Annotated in this window: 13 protein-coding genes; 2 read left to right on the forward strand and 11 right to left on the reverse strand. The window is 35.2% G+C overall.

Annotated features, from left to right (window positions below):
• Positions 1 to 28: 28 nt before the first annotated feature.
• Positions 29 to 1,564 (reverse strand): YifB family Mg chelatase-like AAA ATPase, encoded by a 1,536-nt coding sequence (locus IEV84_RS14255; RefSeq protein WP_188495080.1) that lies wholly within the window; start codon positions 1,562 to 1,564, stop codon positions 29 to 31.
• A 466-nt stretch (positions 1,565 to 2,030) separates the two neighbouring features.
• Between IEV84_RS14255 and IEV84_RS14260 the strand changes: the two genes are divergently transcribed.
• Positions 2,031 to 3,344, forward strand: a complete 1,314-nt coding sequence (locus tag IEV84_RS14260) for an ammonium transporter (protein ID WP_188495081.1) — start codon at positions 2,031 to 2,033, stop codon at positions 3,342 to 3,344.
• Between the two features lie 269 nt (positions 3,345 to 3,613).
• Here the strand turns inward: IEV84_RS14260 and IEV84_RS14265 are convergent, their stop codons facing one another.
• The 3 genes from IEV84_RS14265 to clpB all read right to left on the reverse strand — a co-directional run bounded on the left by IEV84_RS14265 (position 3,614) and on the right by clpB (position 8,671).
• Positions 3,614 to 4,039, reverse strand: coding sequence for a VOC family protein (locus IEV84_RS14265; RefSeq protein ID WP_188495083.1), 426 nt, complete (start codon positions 4,037 to 4,039; stop codon positions 3,614 to 3,616).
• A 292-nt stretch (positions 4,040 to 4,331) separates the two neighbouring features.
• Positions 4,332 to 5,495 carry a leucine-rich repeat domain-containing protein gene (locus IEV84_RS14270; protein WP_188495085.1) on the reverse strand — a complete coding sequence of 388 codons (1,164 nt, stop codon included), beginning with the start codon at positions 5,493 to 5,495 and terminating at the stop codon, positions 4,332 to 4,334.
• A 569-nt stretch (positions 5,496 to 6,064) separates the two neighbouring features.
• Positions 6,065 to 8,671, reverse strand: a complete 2,607-nt coding sequence (gene clpB, locus IEV84_RS14275) for an ATP-dependent chaperone ClpB (protein ID WP_188495087.1) — start codon at positions 8,669 to 8,671, stop codon at positions 6,065 to 6,067.
• A 153-nt stretch (positions 8,672 to 8,824) separates the two neighbouring features.
• Here clpB and ytxJ point away from each other — a divergent pair, with 153 nt between their 5' ends.
• On the forward strand, positions 8,825 to 9,214 hold the full coding sequence (ytxJ, locus tag IEV84_RS14280; RefSeq protein ID WP_188495089.1) for a bacillithiol system redox-active protein YtxJ: 390 nt from the start codon (positions 8,825 to 8,827) through the stop codon (positions 9,212 to 9,214).
• A 285-nt stretch (positions 9,215 to 9,499) separates the two neighbouring features.
• Here ytxJ and argH read toward each other — a convergent pair whose 3' ends face one another.
• The 7 genes from argH to IEV84_RS14315 all read right to left on the reverse strand — a co-directional run bounded on the left by argH (position 9,500) and on the right by IEV84_RS14315 (position 17,059).
• Positions 9,500 to 10,780: an argininosuccinate lyase gene (gene argH, locus IEV84_RS14285; protein WP_188495091.1), complete on the reverse strand. Its 1,281-nt coding sequence runs from the start codon at positions 10,778 to 10,780 to the stop codon at positions 9,500 to 9,502.
• Between the two features lie 68 nt (positions 10,781 to 10,848).
• Positions 10,849 to 11,859 (reverse strand): PDDEXK nuclease domain-containing protein, encoded by a 1,011-nt coding sequence (locus tag IEV84_RS14290; RefSeq protein ID WP_188495093.1) that lies wholly within the window; start codon positions 11,857 to 11,859, stop codon positions 10,849 to 10,851.
• Between the two features lie 194 nt (positions 11,860 to 12,053).
• Positions 12,054 to 13,127, reverse strand: a complete 1,074-nt coding sequence (locus IEV84_RS14295) for a M20 family metallo-hydrolase (RefSeq protein ID WP_188495096.1) — start codon at positions 13,125 to 13,127, stop codon at positions 12,054 to 12,056.
• Complete coding sequence (gene argB / locus IEV84_RS14300) at positions 13,124 to 13,912, reverse strand: acetylglutamate kinase (RefSeq protein WP_188495097.1); 789 nt, start codon at positions 13,910 to 13,912, stop codon at positions 13,124 to 13,126. Before argB ends, IEV84_RS14295 begins: the two co-directional genes overlap by 4 nt.
• Positions 13,899 to 14,852, reverse strand: a complete 954-nt coding sequence (locus IEV84_RS14305; protein ID WP_066329145.1) for an N-acetylornithine carbamoyltransferase — start codon at positions 14,850 to 14,852, stop codon at positions 13,899 to 13,901. Before IEV84_RS14305 ends, argB begins: the two co-directional genes overlap by 14 nt.
• Before the next feature lie 70 nt (positions 14,853 to 14,922).
• Positions 14,923 to 15,684 (reverse strand): glutamate 5-kinase, encoded by a 762-nt coding sequence (gene proB, locus IEV84_RS14310; RefSeq protein WP_066329147.1) that lies wholly within the window; start codon positions 15,682 to 15,684, stop codon positions 14,923 to 14,925.
• Positions 15,685 to 15,862: 178 nt separating this feature from the next.
• Entirely contained in the window at positions 15,863 to 17,059 is a 1,197-nt protein-coding gene (locus tag IEV84_RS14315) for a glutamate-5-semialdehyde dehydrogenase (RefSeq protein WP_188495099.1), read from the reverse strand.
• Positions 17,060 to 17,086 lie beyond the last annotated feature (27 nt).

The following is a 17,086-nucleotide window of genomic DNA, read 5'->3' on the forward strand; positions in this document are numbered from 1 at the left end:
CGGCTTGTGTTTTATCTTTACAGAAGGACTAGCCCAACCAGCCATCACGATCAAGGCTTCTATATTGTATAGCCTCTGCAATATGATTGGAAACTACATCTTCAGAAGCATCTAAATCGGCGATAGTTCTGGCTACTTTCAAAATCCGGTCATAAGCCCGGGCCGAAAGATTTAAACGTTCCATAGCGTTTTTTAGTAAAGTTTTAGAATCTTCATCCAAAACACAATATTCGCGAATGTGTTTAGTACTCATTTGTGCATTGTAGTGAATGCTGTGCATTTTTTCGAATCGTACCGATTGAATTTCTCTGGCCGCGGTCACTCTTTTTCGAATGCTCATGCTATTTTCGGTTTTTTGATTGTCGGATAATTTTTCGAAAGGAACAGGGGTTACTTCTATATGAATGTCAATTCGGTCTAATAATGGACCGGAAATTTTACTTAAATAGCGTTGCATTTCATAAGGAGAAGCAGTTTGAGCGGCATTTGGATCGTTAAAAAATCCACTCGGACTTGGGTTCATACTGGCAACTAACATAAATGAGGAAGGATAGGTTACGGTGAATTTGGCTCTCGAAATGGTTACTTCTCTGTCTTCCAGAGGTTGGCGCATGACTTCTAAAACATCCCGTTTGAATTCAGGTAGTTCGTCTAAAAATAGTACACCATTATGAGCCATTGATATTTCACCCGGTTGGGGGTAACTACCGCCGCCAACAAGCGCTACATTTGAAATTGTATGATGAGGACTTCTAAAAGGGCGTTGATTCATCAATCCTACTTCTTTGAGTTTTCCCGCCACACTGTGAATTTTAGTGGTTTCCAGTGCTTCGTGCAATGTCATAGGAGGGAGGATGCTGGGCAGGCGTTTGGCAAGCATGGTTTTTCCTGCTCCGGGAGGACCTATTAAAATAATGTTATGTCCACCGGCCGCGGCAATTTCCATACATCTTTTTATACTATCCTGACCTTTAACATCGGAAAAGTCAAATTCAGGGAAATCCAAATCTTTGTAAAATTCGGCTCTGGTGTCGATTCTTGTGGGTTCCAGATTTCCTTTTCCTTGAAAGAAATCAATGATTTCCTGTACGTTTTCAATACCATAAACATCCAGTCCTTTTACTATAGCTGCTTCTTTTACATTTTGTTTCGGAAGAAAGAAACCTTTAAAACCTTCTTCTTTGGCTTTAATGGCTATTGGTAAAGCGCCTTTTATTGGTTGCAAACTACCATCAAGAGATAATTCACCCATAATAATGTATTGGTCAATTTCATCTCCTTGAATTTGTCCTGAAGCAACGAGAATGCCCAGAGTAAGAGTAAGGTCGTAGGCAGAGCCTTCTTTGCGTAAATCGGCAGGAGCCATATTGATGGTGATTTTTTTACCGGGTAAGATATAACCGTTATTTTTTAATGCGGCTGCAATTCGGTAACTGCTTTCTTTGATGGCATTGTCAGGTAAACCAACTAAGTGGTAGCCTATTCCTTTATCGATATTTACTTCAACTGTTATAGTTGTGGCTTCTACTCCAAAAACGGCACTTCCATAGACTTTTACTAGCATATAGGATATTTTTTATTAAAAATAATAAATTTTGAAATACAAGAATATTTTAGCTTTATAATTTACTAAAAAAATGTAAATACTTCTTAATGAGGTTTGTTGATTTTATTCAAGAAGCAATTTTGACGATTATTCAATGATTTGAATATTTACTGCAATTTGTTTTTAAAATTTTGATTTTGCGAATACAAAAACAGCTTAAATAGATTTTATTTTGCGAAAAATAAAAAACAATAAGATTTTACTTTAAAAATTATTGAGTAAAATTGATTTTTTCTCTGAAAATCTTAAAAAATTAAGTATTCGAATTTAACAAATCGTTATTTTTTATATATTTTGAAGGGTGTACCCGTAAAATAATAGGGTATAAAATGAATTAATAATAAAAGTGAAAACATTTACCGTGGTTTTTTGGGGGGTGTGTTAGTAGTTTTATATTTTTGGTAAAAATTTAAACCAAAACAATATGAGAAAAATTAGTTTAAGTGTGATAATGATTGCTTTATTAGTCGTTACACTATTTTCAAGTTTTATTTTAACTGGAAATCCAGTTCCTTCAGAAGCTGTTAAATTTGACACAGGAGATACTGCCTGGATGATCGTAGCTACAGCTTTAGTATTAATCATGACTCCTGGATTAGGATTTTTCTATGGTGGTATGGTTGGTAAGAAAAATGTTATCAGTACAATGTTGCAAAGTTTTATGGCAATGATTATTGTAACAGTTTTATGGATTGTAGTAGGATTTAGTTTGTCTTTTGGAACGACAATTGGCGGAATCATAGGTGATCCTACATCATATCCGTTTTTTCAAGGTGTTGGTGTTAATACAGCATGGAGTTTAGCAGGAACTATTCCTTTTATGTTATTTGCTTTGTTTCAGGCTAAATTTGCTATCATTACTCCTGCTTTAATTACAGGAGCATTTGCAGAAAGAGTACGTTTTTGGGCATATATGTTGTTCATGGTTTTGTTCATTTTAGTAATCTATGCACCATTATGTCATATGACTTGGCATCCTGATGGATTATTCTTCAAAATGGGAGTATTAGATTTTGCCGGAGGTACAGTAGTACACATGAGTGCAGGATGGGCTGCATTAGCTGGAGCTATATTTTTAGGAAAAAGAAAAATACAAAAAGTTAATCCTGCTCGTATTACTTATGTATTATTAGGAACAGGTTTATTGTGGTTTGGATGGTTTGGTTTCAACGCTGGTTCTGCTTTGGGATCTAACGGATTAGCTGTTCAGGCTTTAGGAACAACTACAGTTGCTGCTGCTGCTGCTGGTATGGCTTGGGTATTTATGGATAAAATATTAGGTCATAAATTATCTGCTATGGGAGCTTGTATTGGAACTGTTGTAGGTTTAGTTGCGATTACTCCTGCTGCCGGATTTGTAAGTTTACCACATGCTATCTTCATCGGTTTATTCAGTAGTATTGCAAGTAACTTTATGGTGAGCAAATTCCCTAAAGGTAAAATTGATGATGCTTTAGATGTATTTGCTTGTCACGGTGTTGGTGGTATGGTAGGTATGTTGTTAACTGGAGTTTTTGCTTCTAAAGATGTAAATGCTGCTGTTGTTGATCAAGGTCTTATTTTTGGTGAATCTACTTTATTTGTCAACCAATTAACTGCATTAGTAATTGTATCTATCTTTGCATTCTGTGCTTCTTACGCATTATTCTTTATTGTTAACAAAATCACTCCATTAAGAGTTACTGAAGATAAAGAAGAATTAGGTTTGGATATTTCTCAACACGGAGAATTTTTGTAATCCACTACATTAGGTAATTTATTGAAAACGATAAATTAATCAAAATAAAAAAAGCTTAGCCAAACAATGTAATGTTTGACTAAGCTTTTTTGTTTGTTTTGATTGCAGATAATTTGTCCCAAATGAAATGCAGTTAGTCGAAGTGTTTCCTTGCTGTCAGTGATTTTTTATGACTGTCCGTTATGCGAAGTGATGCGTAAAGATAAAACCGATTTATCTGTGAGTTTTTATAATTCTAAGCTGTTTTTCATATAAATTGAAACATGCTTTTATATTTTTGGAGTATAATCCACCATCCATTCAATGCCAAATTTATCCCTAAACATTCCAAAATAAGAACCCCAGGGACTGTCATCGATTGGACATTCAATGGTTCCTCCTGCTGAAAGATCGTTGAATAATTTTTCTGCTTCTTCACGGCTTTCGGCACTAATGGATATTTTAGACCTGTTTTCATTTTCGTTTACCCGTCCCATACTTTCCGGAACATCATTAGCCATTAAAATGTTATTGCCAATGGGTAAAGCAATGTGCATAATCTTATTTAACTCCTTTTCCGGAACAGGAAATGCATCACTTGCTAAATCTTTGAAACGGATAATTTTTGTAAACGTTCCACCAAATACTGATTGGTAAAAAAGAAATGCTTCTTCGGCATTTCCGTTAAAATTAATGTGCGGATTGATAAGTGCCATAGATTATTTTTTATGTTGTTGAAAAAGTTACTTAACTGTCTTTTCTTTTCGGGCACAAGCGGGACGCTTGCGCTAGCTGAGGGATTGATAAGTGGCATAAGTTATTTTTTGTAAGTTGTTTTTTATCATAGAATGCAGAGCCGGGAAGTATTTTTGTTTCGGTTTTTCTAACATCTCAATTATCCACAAACTTGTCATGCTGACGAAGGAAGCATCTCCACAAGATTTACGTTGGTTGATTTTATTAGCTCACTGTTGCGGAAAACATTTCCGCTATCGGGGCAATCTGCCTTTATCGGTTTTCAAGAATTATTTCTTCAATTCTGTCTGTCAATTTAACTAATATTTCTTCTTGTTTTCCTTCGGATAAATTAATTAAAGAATTATCAGGGTCATTAATTGCTTGCAAATCATTTAAACCAATTTGATTTTTAAATCTACATGGTTTTATTATTAGTGAAATCAGTTTTGTTCCTTTTTCATTAGCACTATTCAATAATTGAGGAATTTCTTTTTTTTGGACAAAGTCTGAAGCAAGAAAATCTGTGGAAATTATTAATATAGCAGCAATAGACCTATTAAGTGCTTTTTCTATTTCTTCTTTCCATTTTTGCCCAGCTTTTATTCTTGTATCGTCCCAAAAATCAAAATCTATATTTTGATGATTTAAAACTTTTAGGTGAGTTTGTACTTTTGATAACCAATCTTTCTTGTCTTTATGAGAATAACTTATAAAGATCATTGGTTTTTCTGTTTTCTCTATACTAGCAATCATTTTGTTGCTACTTGCAGGGCTAGAATATGTTCTAATTTTATAGTTTGAACTTATTTCTTTTACTTTATCAATACAGTTGCCTTTTATTTTTGAAATTTCAAGATAATCATAATCAATGTTAGATTTATCAATAATAAAAGTATAGGCAAATATAGATTTTAGCTTTTTAAGATTTTCTGTAATAAAAGGAATGTTAAATTTTTTTATGGGTAGGTTTGTTATCCACAAAGATTCTATATTTTTTAAAAAGTATATTGGATTTGGAAATTCAGTCAATAAATTTTTTGATATATTGAGTGAATTTAAATTATCTAGGCAAGAGAATTCTTCTGGTAATGCTGTTATTTTATTGTTTGCGATACTTAAATTTCTTAATTTTTTAAGATTTGAAATTTGCTTTGGTATAGAACTTATTTTATTGTTGTTTAAATTCAGTGATTTAAGTTTTTTTAATTCACATATTTTGGCATAGAAATTTGTAATTCTGTTATTTGATAAATCTAAAACTTCTAATAATTTAAGATTAGATATTTCTTTGGGAATAGCTTTTATATTGTTATTGCTTAAATTTAATTTTCTTAAATTTTTTAATTCAAAAATTTCTTTTGGAAATTCTTTTAAACCAGAATTTGATAAATCTAGTTTTGTAATATTTTTTGATTTTATAAATGCTTTTTCCATAATCCAAAAATATAATTTTTATTTGAATTTTTTGGTTAATTTTGTAGTTCCCATAGGAGGTATTGGGAATAAAACAACAAAAGAAGGATTAGAATATGGTGGGTCGGTGATCTGCGGTATAAAAGATATTTTAAGACTACTTTGCTTCGGCAACCTCTCGAAATCAATAACTAGTTATTTAAACCTGAGCCGGTCTTTACCACTCAGGTTTTTTGCTATATTAATGTTTCTGACTTTGTAAATTAAGGAACACGGGACAATCTAGATAATTTATTTCTTCGAAAAACAAAAGTTCTAAATAGCTCTGATGGAAGCGGCATCCTCTTGAGGAAGCGATAGCGGACGCAAGAGATAGAGCGTACAGCAGGAGGGAAGCTGTTATGAAAAACCATCGTTCTGCTCCTAAATAAAAAAAAACACCAATCGGTTAGGACTGGTGTTATGAAAATTATGTTTCTTGTCTGTCATTGCGAGGAACGAAGCAATCACAAAAAGTTGAGCTACTTAGTGAGATTAGCTAAAGCTCAATTCGCTGCGCTCGGGTGCTTCGCTATCGCTCGCAATGACTATTAATTGACTGCCTCACTTTGGTTTCTGAAAACCAATTGACCGTCAAAGGCATCTAAAAGGATGATACTGTCGGTAGTGATTTTACCGGCAAGGATTTCCTTAGACAACTGGTTCATAACCTCTCTTTGAATCACACGTTTTACAGGACGGGCGCCAAACTGCGGGTCGAATCCTTTTTCGGATAAGTAAGCAATCGCTTCCGGAGTAGCATCCATCGTAATACCTTGTTGTGCCAGCATTTTAGTCACCGATTTCAGTTGCAATCCTACAATTTGCGCAATATTGGCATTGGTCAACGGCGTAAACATCACGATTTCATCAATACGGTTAATGAATTCCGGACGAACGGTTTGTTTCAATAATCCCAATACTTCTGTTTTAGCAGCCTCAGTAGCGGCTTCAATTCCGCCTTTAAGGTTTTCAAATTTCTCCTGAATAATCTGGCTTCCCATATTAGAAGTCATGATGATAATGGAGTTTTTAAAATCAGCCAAACGTCCTTTGTTGTCTGTCAAACGTCCTTCGTCCAAAACCTGCAACAGGATGTTAAAGGTGTCCGGATGCGCTTTTTCAATTTCGTCCAACAAAATTACTGAATACGGTTTTCTACGCACGGCTTCGGTCAATTGTCCACCTTCATCATAACCCACATATCCCGGAGGCGCACCTACCAAACGGCTCACAGCGTGACGTTCCTGATATTCGCTCATATCGATACGGGTCATGGCGTTTTCGTCGTCAAACAGGTATTCGGCCAAAGCTTTTGCCAATTCGGTTTTCCCCACACCCGTGGTTCCAAGGAATAAGAAAGTACCAACCGGTTTTTTCATATCCTGCAATCCGGCGCGGCTACGGCGTACAGCATCACTCACGGCTTCTATGGCTTCTTCCTGACCTACCACACGACGGTGTAGTTCTTCTTCCAGATGCAGGAGTTTTTCTCTTTCGCCCTGCAACATTTTCACCACCGGAATTCCGGTCCATTTGGCCACCACTTCGGCAATGTCTTCACGGGTTACTTCTTCTTTTATCAAAGAGCTTCCTCCTGATTGATTTTCCTGTAATTCTTTACTAAAAGCTTCCAGACGTTCCTGAGCTTCTTTGATTTTTCCGTATCTGATTTCGGCTACCTTTCCGTAATCACCTTCACGTTCGGCACGTTCAGCCTCGTATTTAAAATCTTCAATTTCTTTTTTAACCGCCTGAATGTTTTCAACGATGTCTTTTTCTGATTTCCATTTGGCAAAAATCTTGTTGCGTTCTTCTTTTAAATTGGCCAATTCCAAGCCAAGAATTTTGAGTTTATTTTCATCATTTTCACGTTTAATCGCCTCAATTTCGATTTCGAGCTGCATTACTTTTCTATCCAAAACATCTAATTCCTCAGGTTTTGAGTTGATTTCCATTCGGATTTTTGAAGCGGCTTCGTCCATTAAGTCGATGGCTTTATCCGGCAAAAAACGATTGGTAATGTAGCGTTGCGACAATTCTACCGCAGCTATAATCGCTTCGTCTTTAATTTGTACCTGATGGTGTGTTTCGTATTTTTCTTTGATACCACGCAAAATCGAAATAGCACTTTCGGTATCCGGCTCTTCAATGATTACTTTTTGGAAACGTCTTTCAAGGGCTTTGTCTTTTTCGAAATATTTTTGGTATTCGTCCAAAGTGGTAGCCCCAATAGCGCGCAGTTCACCACGAGCCAAAGCCGGTTTCAAAATATTAGCCGCATCCATAGCACCTTCGCCACCTCCGGCACCTACAAGCGTGTGAATTTCGTCAATAAATAAAACAATATCCCCTTCGGCAGAAGTTACTTCTTTCACCACCGATTTCAAACGTTCTTCAAATTCTCCTTTGTATTTGGCTCCCGCAATTAATGCTCCCATATCGAGAGAATACACGATTTTTTCTTTCAGATTTTCCGGTACGTCACCATCTACAATACGATGTGCCAAACCTTCAGCAATGGCTGTTTTACCCACACCGGGTTCACCCACAAGCATTGGGTTGTTTTTAGTTCTTCGGGTTAAAATTTGCAATACACGTCGAATTTCTTCATCACGGCCAATAACCGGATCCAGTTTTCCTGATCGGGCTAATTCGTTGAGGTTTTTAGCGTATTTATTCAAAGAATTATAAGTTTCTTCGGCAGAAGCAGAAGTTACTCTTTCGCCTTTTCGTAATTCTTCAATGGCGGCTTTTAATGCTTTTTCGGTAACGCCCTGATCTTTTAAGATTTGAGCTACTTTCGATTTTGAAGCAAAAATAGACAAGATTAAATGTTCGATAGAAACGTATTCGTCGTTCATTTTTTTAGCGATAATTTCGGCTTCGGTTAAGGCTTTATTTGCTTCTCTGGAAAGCATAATATCACCTCCGGAAACTTTAGGAAAACTTTGAATAGTACTGTCCAGAATTTGCAAAAACAATGGCACATTGACATTGAGTTTTTTCAAAATAAAAGGAGCCACATTTTCATCGACTTCAAAAATAGCTTTGAAAATGTGTTCGTTTTCTATTTGTTGCTGACCATTACTTTGAGCCAATTGTTGCGAATGCTGAATGGCTTCCTGCGATTTGATTGTAAATTTATTGATGTTCATTTTGTTTTATAGATTTTGTTTCAACTAATATTACTTAACTTTGCAAGAGGTTGGGACAAATTATATTCCATAGTAAATTTAAGGACAAAAAGGCATTTAAAAGCTGATTTTTATCAGTTTCAAATGTCAAAAAGTCAGAAAATAAGTCGAAATATGAGTTTTTTAAAAAATATCTTCGGGAGCGATGAAGCTCCAAAACAACAGGAATCCAAAATTAATTGGGAAAATCTAACCGATTTAAATCAATTAGGCGAAATTATTTTTAATTCTAATGAAAAACCAGCGGTTATTTTTAAACACAGTACCCGATGCAGTATCAGTAGAATGGCTCTGAAGCAATTTGAAAGTGAATTTGCTTTACAGGATATAGTTACGCCGTATTTTTTAGATTTATTAAATTATCGTGAGATTTCAAATGAAATAGCCAATCGATTTAATGTTTACCACGAATCGCCACAAATTCTTTTAATTAAAGACGGAAAGGCAGTTTATGATGCTTCGCACTCTGATATTGATGCAGAAAGATTGAAGGAGTTTGTTTAGCTGTTTTTTTAACGCAAAGAGTACAAAGTTTTTTCGCAAAGATTTTTAAGTTTTGATATTCTTTGCTGTTAAAATTTTACCACAAATTATACAAATTTTCTTTAATCTCTTTGCGGAAAGCTTTGTGTGCTTTGCGGTTAATTTTTTTGCCACAGATTACACAGATTAATACAGATTTTTATTTTGTGTGCTTTAGTTAATAATTTAGTCATAGAAAAAGAAAGCCACGAATTCACCAATATTATTTAGTGAATTCGTGGCTTTTAGTTTTGAAAAGAATCGTATTTACAAAGCCTGCTCCATTTTCTCTTTTATTTCATTCAAACAAAGGTTGTTGATACTTCCTTCGTGTGAGTGTTTGGTCGCTTTTGGTGATTTGTAATTTCCGGCTTCGATTTGTAGTGCTACTTCTTTATAAGCATCTCTAAATGGAATTCCGGCTGTAACCATTTCGTTCAAAGTATCAACGGTAAACAAATAATCGTATTTCTTATCTTCTAAGATATTCTCTTTAACCTTGATATCCGGAATGGAGAAAATAGCAATATCCAAACAAGCTTTTAAGTTTTGAATGGCAGGAAAAACACCTTCTTTTAAAAGTTGTAAATCTCTGTGGTAACCGCTTGGTAAGTTGTTTGTAATTAAAGTTAATTCGTATGGTAATGCCTGAATCTTGTTGCATTTTCCACGGATTAATTCAAATACATCAGGGTTTTTTTTATGAGGCATAATGCTTGATCCTGTAGTCAGATTGGCCGGTAAGCCAATAAAATCAAAATTCTGACTCATGTATAAACATACGTCATAAGCAAATTTTGAAAGAGTCCCTGCTACATTTGCCATTGCAAAAGCAACTGTTTTTTCTGATTTTCCGCGGCTCATTTGTGCCGCAACTGAATTGTATTTTAAAGTGCTGAAACCCATTTCCTGTGTGGTAAACGTTCGGTCAATAGGGAAGGAGCTACCGTATCCTGCAGCAGAACCTAAAGGATTTTGATCGACTACTTTTAAAGCAGCATTCAGCATACTCATATCGTCTATTAAACTTTCAGCATAAGCTGAAAACCACATACCAAACGAACTCGGCATTGCAATTTGTAAATGCGTATAACCCGGTAATAAAACGTTTTGGTATTTTTCTGCAGAAGCCATTAATAAATCAAAAAGTGATTTCACCTGTTGTTTTAATTGCAGCACTTCTTCTTTTAAGTACAAATTCATATCCACTAAAACCTGGTCGTTACGGGAACGGGCAGTGTGGATTTTTTTTCCGGCATCACCTACTTTTTGGGTAAGTAAATATTCAACTTTTGAATGTACGTCTTCAAATGAATCTTCGATAGTAAAATTTCCGGCTTTGATATCTTCCTGGATTTCTGCCAATGCTCCTAATAAATCTTCACATTCCTGATTGGTAATCAAGCCAATTTTAGCAAGCATTTTGGCCTGAGCGATATTTCCGGTTACATCATGTTTGGCTAAAATCAAATCTAATTCACGGTCGTTTCCAACAGTAAATAAGTCGATTTGTTTATCAGTAGGTATTCCTTTTTCCCAAAGTTTCATAATTGTGTTTTTTGTTTCGCAAAGATACTCAGAGATTACTCAGAGATTCGCAAAGTTTTTATTTTGAATTATTTAAATTTATCTAATAATTTTAGTTTAATCTTCTCTCTTTCTATTTCTTCTATCAATTCCTGTTCAGTAGGTAAAAAAGGCATATATTTAGTTGCAAAAAGCTGTGGTGTTTCTTGCATTATCGAATATTTTACTACTGTTTCGCTTTTTTCAGTACATAAAATAATACCAATTGTAGGATTGTCTCCTTCAGGTTTTTTTACATCATCGTACATTCGTCTGTACATATCCATTTGACCGATATCTTGATGAGTGAGTTTCCCTATTTTCAAATCGAATAAAACAAAGCATTTTAGTAAATAATTGTAAAAAACCAAATCGATATAAAAGTGATCTGTTTCGGTACTTATACGTTGTTGTCTGGCTACAAAAGAAAAACCTTTTCCTAATTCCATCAGGAATTGTTGCAGATTTTCTATTAAAGCAGTTTCAATTTCATTTTCAGATTCATTTGATGCTGGCGTAATATTCAAAAATTCAAAAACATAAGGGTCTTTTATGAAATCGCCTATTTTTGGAGAGCTATCTTCATTTTTTATTATTTCAGAATGTGTTTGAGAAGACAATAATCTTTGATAATAGAGTGTATTGATATTGCGTTCTAAAACTCTTGAACTCCAATTTTGTGCGCTACTCTCCTGAAGATAATAATTTCTAGCCATTTCATTTTCGACTCTCATTATTAATCTATGATGTGTCCAACTCAATTTGCTACGCAGTGCGTAGCAAATTGAATTTTCAGGATAAGTAAGGTAAAATTGCCTGAAATTACGAAGATTTGCAGAAGAAAAACCTTTTCCAAATTCGGCAGTAAGACTGATGGAAAGTTCTTTTAAGACAGACTCACCATAAGCAGCTTTTTTATCTCCATTTTGTTCCTGTTCCACTATTCTTTTTCCAATTTCCCAATATGCCTCGACCATTACCGAATTGATGGTTTGGTAGGCATTAAATCTTGCTTTGGCAAGTATTTGCTTAATTTCCTGAATGTAATTAAGTTGGGTCATTTTTTATAGTGTTTAAAAATGCAAACTGTAATTTTTTTGTTTCTCAGAGTTTCGCAAAGGAAGCTCAAAGATTCAAAAAGTTTTTATTTTTATAAATTGACTTAGTTTCCTAAATCCTTAGCCCCGATAGAAGCGATATCCTTTTCCTGCTTTCTTTAAGCAGGGAAAGATAAAGCTGATAGCGGGATTAGCTACTAAATATTTTTAAAGAAATCAGAAAGTATTTTGATGTACAATTCGATTCCTTCTTCGATTTCATTGATATAAATAAATTCATCCGCTGAGTGTGAACGTAAACTGTCTCCAGGTCCTAATTTTAGGGATTTACAATATAAAACGGATTGATCTGAAAGGGTAGGAGAGCCATAAGTAGTGCGGCCTAATGCAATTCCTGCCTGTACTAATCCGTGAGATACCGGGATAGAAGAAGCATTTAAGTGCATTGAACGCGGATTTACTTCGGCATTCACATTTTCTCTGACAGTCGCTAAAATTTCGGTGTTATTGTAGCAGTCGTTTACGCGGATATCTACCACTAATTCGCATTCTGACGGAACTACGTTGTGTTGTTTTCCTGCATTGATCTGAGTTACGGTCATTTTTACAGGACCTAAAACCTCGGATATTTTTTCGAATTGGTAGTTTTTAAACCATTCGATTATCGGCAATGTATTATAAATTGGATTGTCAGGATTATTGTGGGCCGCGTGACTGGCTGTTCCGTTTACTTTAACATCCAAAACTAATAAACCTTTTTCGGCTACTGCTAATTGCATTAATGTTGGTTCCCCTACAATGGCGCATTCTAATTCCGGTAAATGTTTTAAAACACTGTTCAATCCATTTTTACCACTGCTTTCTTCTTCTGCCGAAGCTACCACTACGATATTGTAAGGTAAATTTTCGCTGGCATAAAAATGTGTAAAAGTTGCAATCAAAGAAACCAGACAACCTCCGGCATCATTACTTCCTAAACCAAATAATTTACCGTCTTCAACGATGGCTTTAAATGGATCTTTAGTGTACGATTTATTAGGTCTTACCGTATCGTGATGGGAGTTTAAAAGTATAGTTGGTTTGTTTTTGTCAAAATTTTTATTGAAAGCCCAAATGTTATTGTTTTCTCTTTCGAAAGGAATGTTATTTTGAGTAAACCAATTTTCGATTAAAAGTGCTGTTTGATCTTCTTCACTCGAAAAGGAAGGGGTTTCAATTAGCGCCTTTAATAACGCAATGGCTTCTTGGGTAAGAGTTGCTATGTTTTTCATAAAGTTATTGTAGTATGCAATGCCGCTTTATTTTGTAACATTCTGTGATGACCAATTTTTATTTTTTGCACTCCTTTGGACAGGCTGTTGAAGCAGTTGTCTAATTTTGGAATCATTCCCGAATGAATGGCACCTTCTTCTTTTAATTGCGAATAAAGTTCAGAATTGATTTGCTGAATTACTGAATCCTCATCCTCAACATCTGTTAAAACACCGGCTTTTTCAAAACAATAATTCAGAGTAACTTCAAAAACTTCTGAAGCTGCAATGGCCAATTCGCTGGCAATAGTGTCAGCATTAGTATTTAATAATTGCCCGTTTTTATCGTGCGTAATGGCACAAAAAACAGGAACAATTCCGCTATTGATTAAAGTTTGCAATAAAGGGGTATTTACTTTTTGAACATCGCCTACAAAACCGTAATCAATGGTTGGATGATTTCTTTTGGTGGATTGGATTAAATTTCCGTCAGCACCCGAAAATCCCATTGCATTGGTGTTATTAGCCTGTAATTGGGCTACTATATTTTTGTTGATTTCTCCAGCGTAAATCATAACCACTACATCCAGCATTGGTTTATCGGTAATTCTTCTTCCTTCAATCATTTGAGGGACTAAGCCGATGCTTTGCGCCATTTTAGTAGCTGATTTTCCGCCACCGTGAACCAAGATTTTATTGCCTTCAATCTTAGAAAAATCTGCTAAGAAATTAGTTAATTCTGCAGGATTATCAATGATGTTTCCACCGATTTTTATGATAGATAATGGTTGCTTATTTTTTTCCATTTTCTAATATTTTTTGTAGAACTAACTGAGCTGAATACGTTCTGTTATTAGCTTGTTCGATAACAACTGAATTCTCGCTGTCGATTACTTCATCAGTAACAATTACATTTCTTCTAACAGGCAAACAGTGCATGAATTTAGCATTGTTAGTTAAAGCCATTTTCTCAGCAGTAACGGTCCAGTTTGGATCAGTATTAGTGATTTTTCCGTATTCTTTGTAATTGCTCCAGTTTTTGGCATAGATAAAATCAGCATTTTCAAAAGCCTTATTTTGATCGTATTCAATTACTGAATCTTTAGTGATTTCAGGATTCAGTTCGTAGCCTTCCGGATGCGTAATTACAAAATCCATGTCTTTTTGCTTTTGCATCATTTCCACAAAAGAATTTGGAACTGCCTGAGGCAAAGCTCTTGGATGCGGAGCCCAGGTTAAAACCACTTTTGCTCTGTGTTTGGTTTTGTGTTCCGCCATTGTAATCGCATCAGCAAGAGATTGCATTGGATGTCCTGTAGCACTTTCCATGTTCACAACCGGCACAGAAGCGTATTTCATGAAACCGGAAATTACCGTTTCAGCATTGTCTTTTTCTTTGTCTACCAATCCTGCAAAAGCTCTGATAGCTATGATATCACAATATTGAGAAACAACGGCTGCGGCTTCTTTGATATGCTCTGACGAACCCTGATTCATCACGGCTCCGTCTTCGAATTCCAGTGTCCAGCCTTCGCTGTTAAAATTCATTACAATTACGTTCATACCCAAATTCATAGCTGCTTTTTGCGTACTCAAACGGGTTCTTAAACTGGAATTAAAAAACAACATCCCTAAGGTTTTGTTCTTTCCTAATTTTTTCTTTTTAAGCGGATTTTTTTTGATTTTGAGCGCTTGTTTCACCCATTTGTCGAGTGAGTCTATGTCTTGTATGGATAAAAAGTTCATTATCTTATAGTTTAATCGGTTATTTGTTTAATCGATTAACCGAATTAACGATTAACCGAATCAACATTTTCTATACAATCTTCGTAAATGCAATTTCGTTTTTTAAAGCTTTTAAGATAAAATTATCTTCTAAGCCGTTTACCACCCAGGTTTCGATTTTTGCTTCTTTGGCAATGGCAGCCGAATCAATTTTAGACTGCATTCCGCCGGTTCCATGGGAAGATTTTGAATCCCCAATTTCTTTTTGCAAAACCTTTAAATCATTTACTAATTCAATGGTTTCAGGAAATTCATCGTGAATCGATGCTTTGGTGTAAATACCGTTAGTATTCGTGGCAATAATTAAAATATCTACTTTCAGCAAAACTGCTGTTAAAGCAGCTAATTTATCGTTGTCACCAAATTTAATTTCATCCGTAGCAACGGTGTCATTTTCATTGATAATCGGGATGTAATTGTTTTTGACTAATACATTGATGGTGTTTACGATGTTCTTCTTGGTTTGTTCTTTTTCAAAATCAGAATACGAAAGCAAACATTGCGAAGTATTCAAGCCTAAATCCTTGAAGTTTTCATTGTAAATCCGCATCAAATGTGGCTGACCAATAGAAGCCAAAGCCTGTTTTACAAAAACATCTTTGTCGTTATTGTCTAATTTTACAAATTGTTTGGCTGCAGCAATGGCTCCGGAACTTACAATGATAAATTCATATTCATCGTTTAAAGCCGCTATTTGCATACCAATATCCTCAATCTTTCCTCTCGAAATATGATTGGTTTCTTTGGTTAAGGTGTTGCTTCCTAATTTTAATAAAATTCTTTTTTTAGCCATCGTTTTAACCGCAAAGGGCTTTTTTAACCACAAAGTACACAAAGCTAATCGCAAAGTGCACAAAGTTTTTTATTTCTTTTACTTTATAAAACAAGGTTCACAAAGTAGTATTTAAATCTTTTTTGTTCTCGATTGCGCTCGAACTGACAACTCACAACTGACAACCGAACACTGCAAACTAACGAATTTGTCCTTCGCCGTAAATATACCATTTATTGGTTACCAAATGCTGTAAACCAATTGGTCCGCGTTGGTGTAATTTATCGGTACTGATTGCTAACTCTCCTCCAAGACCAAACTGTCCACCGTCAGTAAATCGGGTAGAGGCATTATGGTAAACAGATGAAGCATCAATACTTTCCATAAATTCCTGAGCAATTGCTTTGTCTTCAGTTATAATGGAAGCAGAGTGTCCGCCGCAGTATTTATTGATTTTAGCAATTGCTTCCTGATTAGAGTTTACTGTTCCGATAACAATTTTGTAATCCAAAAATTCTTCGTACCAAATCAAATCGTTTTCAATGGCTTGTATTCCTGTAGCTTTGGCAACTGAATCATCACCCAAAACTGTAACTTTAAATTTCTCTAATTCGCTTACTAATTGTTTTGCAAAAGCTTCCCAATTTGGCAAATTCGTATCAATTAAAACTTTATCTAAAGCGTTGCAAACTGATATGTTTGAGGTTTTTCCATTGATAACAATGTTCATTGCTTTGTCTAAATCGGCATCGGCATTGACATACACAAAATTATTTCCACGACCACTTACAATTACCGGACAGCTGGCGTGTTTTTTAGTAAATTCAATCAGTTTTTCACCACCGCGAGGAACGATTAAATCGACTCTTTGTGTTGGTTTTTCAAGAAAAGCCTGAGTTTGAACTCGGTCATAATTCAAATATTCTACCCAGTCAGTCGAAACTCCATTGCTTTCTAAGGCCTGATGCCAAAGACTAACAATCTTTTGATTAGAAAGCAAAGATTCTTTTCCGCCTTTTAAAAGGATTTTGTTTCCTGATTTAAAAGCAATTCCTCCCGCTTCAACGGTTACATCCGGACGGGATTCGTATATGATTAAAATAGTTCCAAAAGCAGCGGTTTTATTGCTGATTCTCATGCCGTTGTCATGAGTAAATTCATAACGAACCTGTCCCACAGGATCTTCCTGACCGGCTAATTGTTGTACAGAAAGAATCATGCCGTCAACCTTAGCATCGTCAACCAGCAAACGTTTTTCCATTGCTAAATCTTCACCATTATAATTGGCTAAATCCTGTTGGTTGATGCTTTTTAACGCTTCTCTTTCTTGCTCTAACAAAGCTGCCATTGTGGTTAAAACGGCATTTCTTTTTTCGATTGGAAGTATTGTGTTCATTGTTTTTTGTTTTTTAAGTTTAAAAAA

The sequence above is a fragment of the Flavobacterium palustre genome (assembly GCF_014639535.1).
GTDB classification, from domain to species: domain Bacteria; phylum Bacteroidota; class Bacteroidia; order Flavobacteriales; family Flavobacteriaceae; genus Flavobacterium; species Flavobacterium palustre.

Excerpts from the sequence above, each read along its gene's own strand:
- IEV84_RS14315 (WP_188495099.1), bottom strand. The coding sequence starts at position 17,059 with ATGAACACAATACTTCCAATCGAAAAAAGAAATGCCGTTTTAACCACA.
- IEV84_RS14270 (WP_188495085.1), bottom strand. The coding sequence starts at position 5,495 with ATGGAAAAAGCATTTATAAAATCAAAAAATATTACAAAACTAGATTTA.
- IEV84_RS14265 (WP_188495083.1), bottom strand. The coding sequence starts at position 4,039 with ATGGCACTTATCAATCCGCACATTAATTTTAACGGAAATGCCGAAGAA.
- argH (WP_188495091.1), bottom strand. The coding sequence starts at position 10,780 with ATGAAACTTTGGGAAAAAGGAATACCTACTGATAAACAAATCGACTTA.
- IEV84_RS14290 (WP_188495093.1), bottom strand. The coding sequence starts at position 11,859 with ATGACCCAACTTAATTACATTCAGGAAATTAAGCAAATACTTGCCAAA.
- ytxJ (WP_188495089.1), top strand. The coding sequence starts at position 8,825 with ATGAGTTTTTTAAAAAATATCTTCGGGAGCGATGAAGCTCCAAAACAA.
- IEV84_RS14260 (WP_188495081.1), top strand. The coding sequence starts at position 2,031 with ATGAGAAAAATTAGTTTAAGTGTGATAATGATTGCTTTATTAGTCGTT.
- proB (WP_066329147.1), bottom strand. The coding sequence starts at position 15,684 with ATGGCTAAAAAAAGAATTTTATTAAAATTAGGAAGCAACACCTTAACC.
- IEV84_RS14295 (WP_188495096.1), bottom strand. The coding sequence starts at position 13,127 with ATGAAAAACATAGCAACTCTTACCCAAGAAGCCATTGCGTTATTAAAG.
- clpB (WP_188495087.1), bottom strand. The coding sequence starts at position 8,671 with ATGAACATCAATAAATTTACAATCAAATCGCAGGAAGCCATTCAGCAT.
- argB (WP_188495097.1), bottom strand. The coding sequence starts at position 13,912 with ATGGAAAAAAATAAGCAACCATTATCTATCATAAAAATCGGTGGAAAC.
- IEV84_RS14305 (WP_066329145.1), bottom strand. The coding sequence starts at position 14,852 with ATGAACTTTTTATCCATACAAGACATAGACTCACTCGACAAATGGGTG.
- IEV84_RS14255 (WP_188495080.1), bottom strand. The coding sequence starts at position 1,564 with ATGCTAGTAAAAGTCTATGGAAGTGCCGTTTTTGGAGTAGAAGCCACA.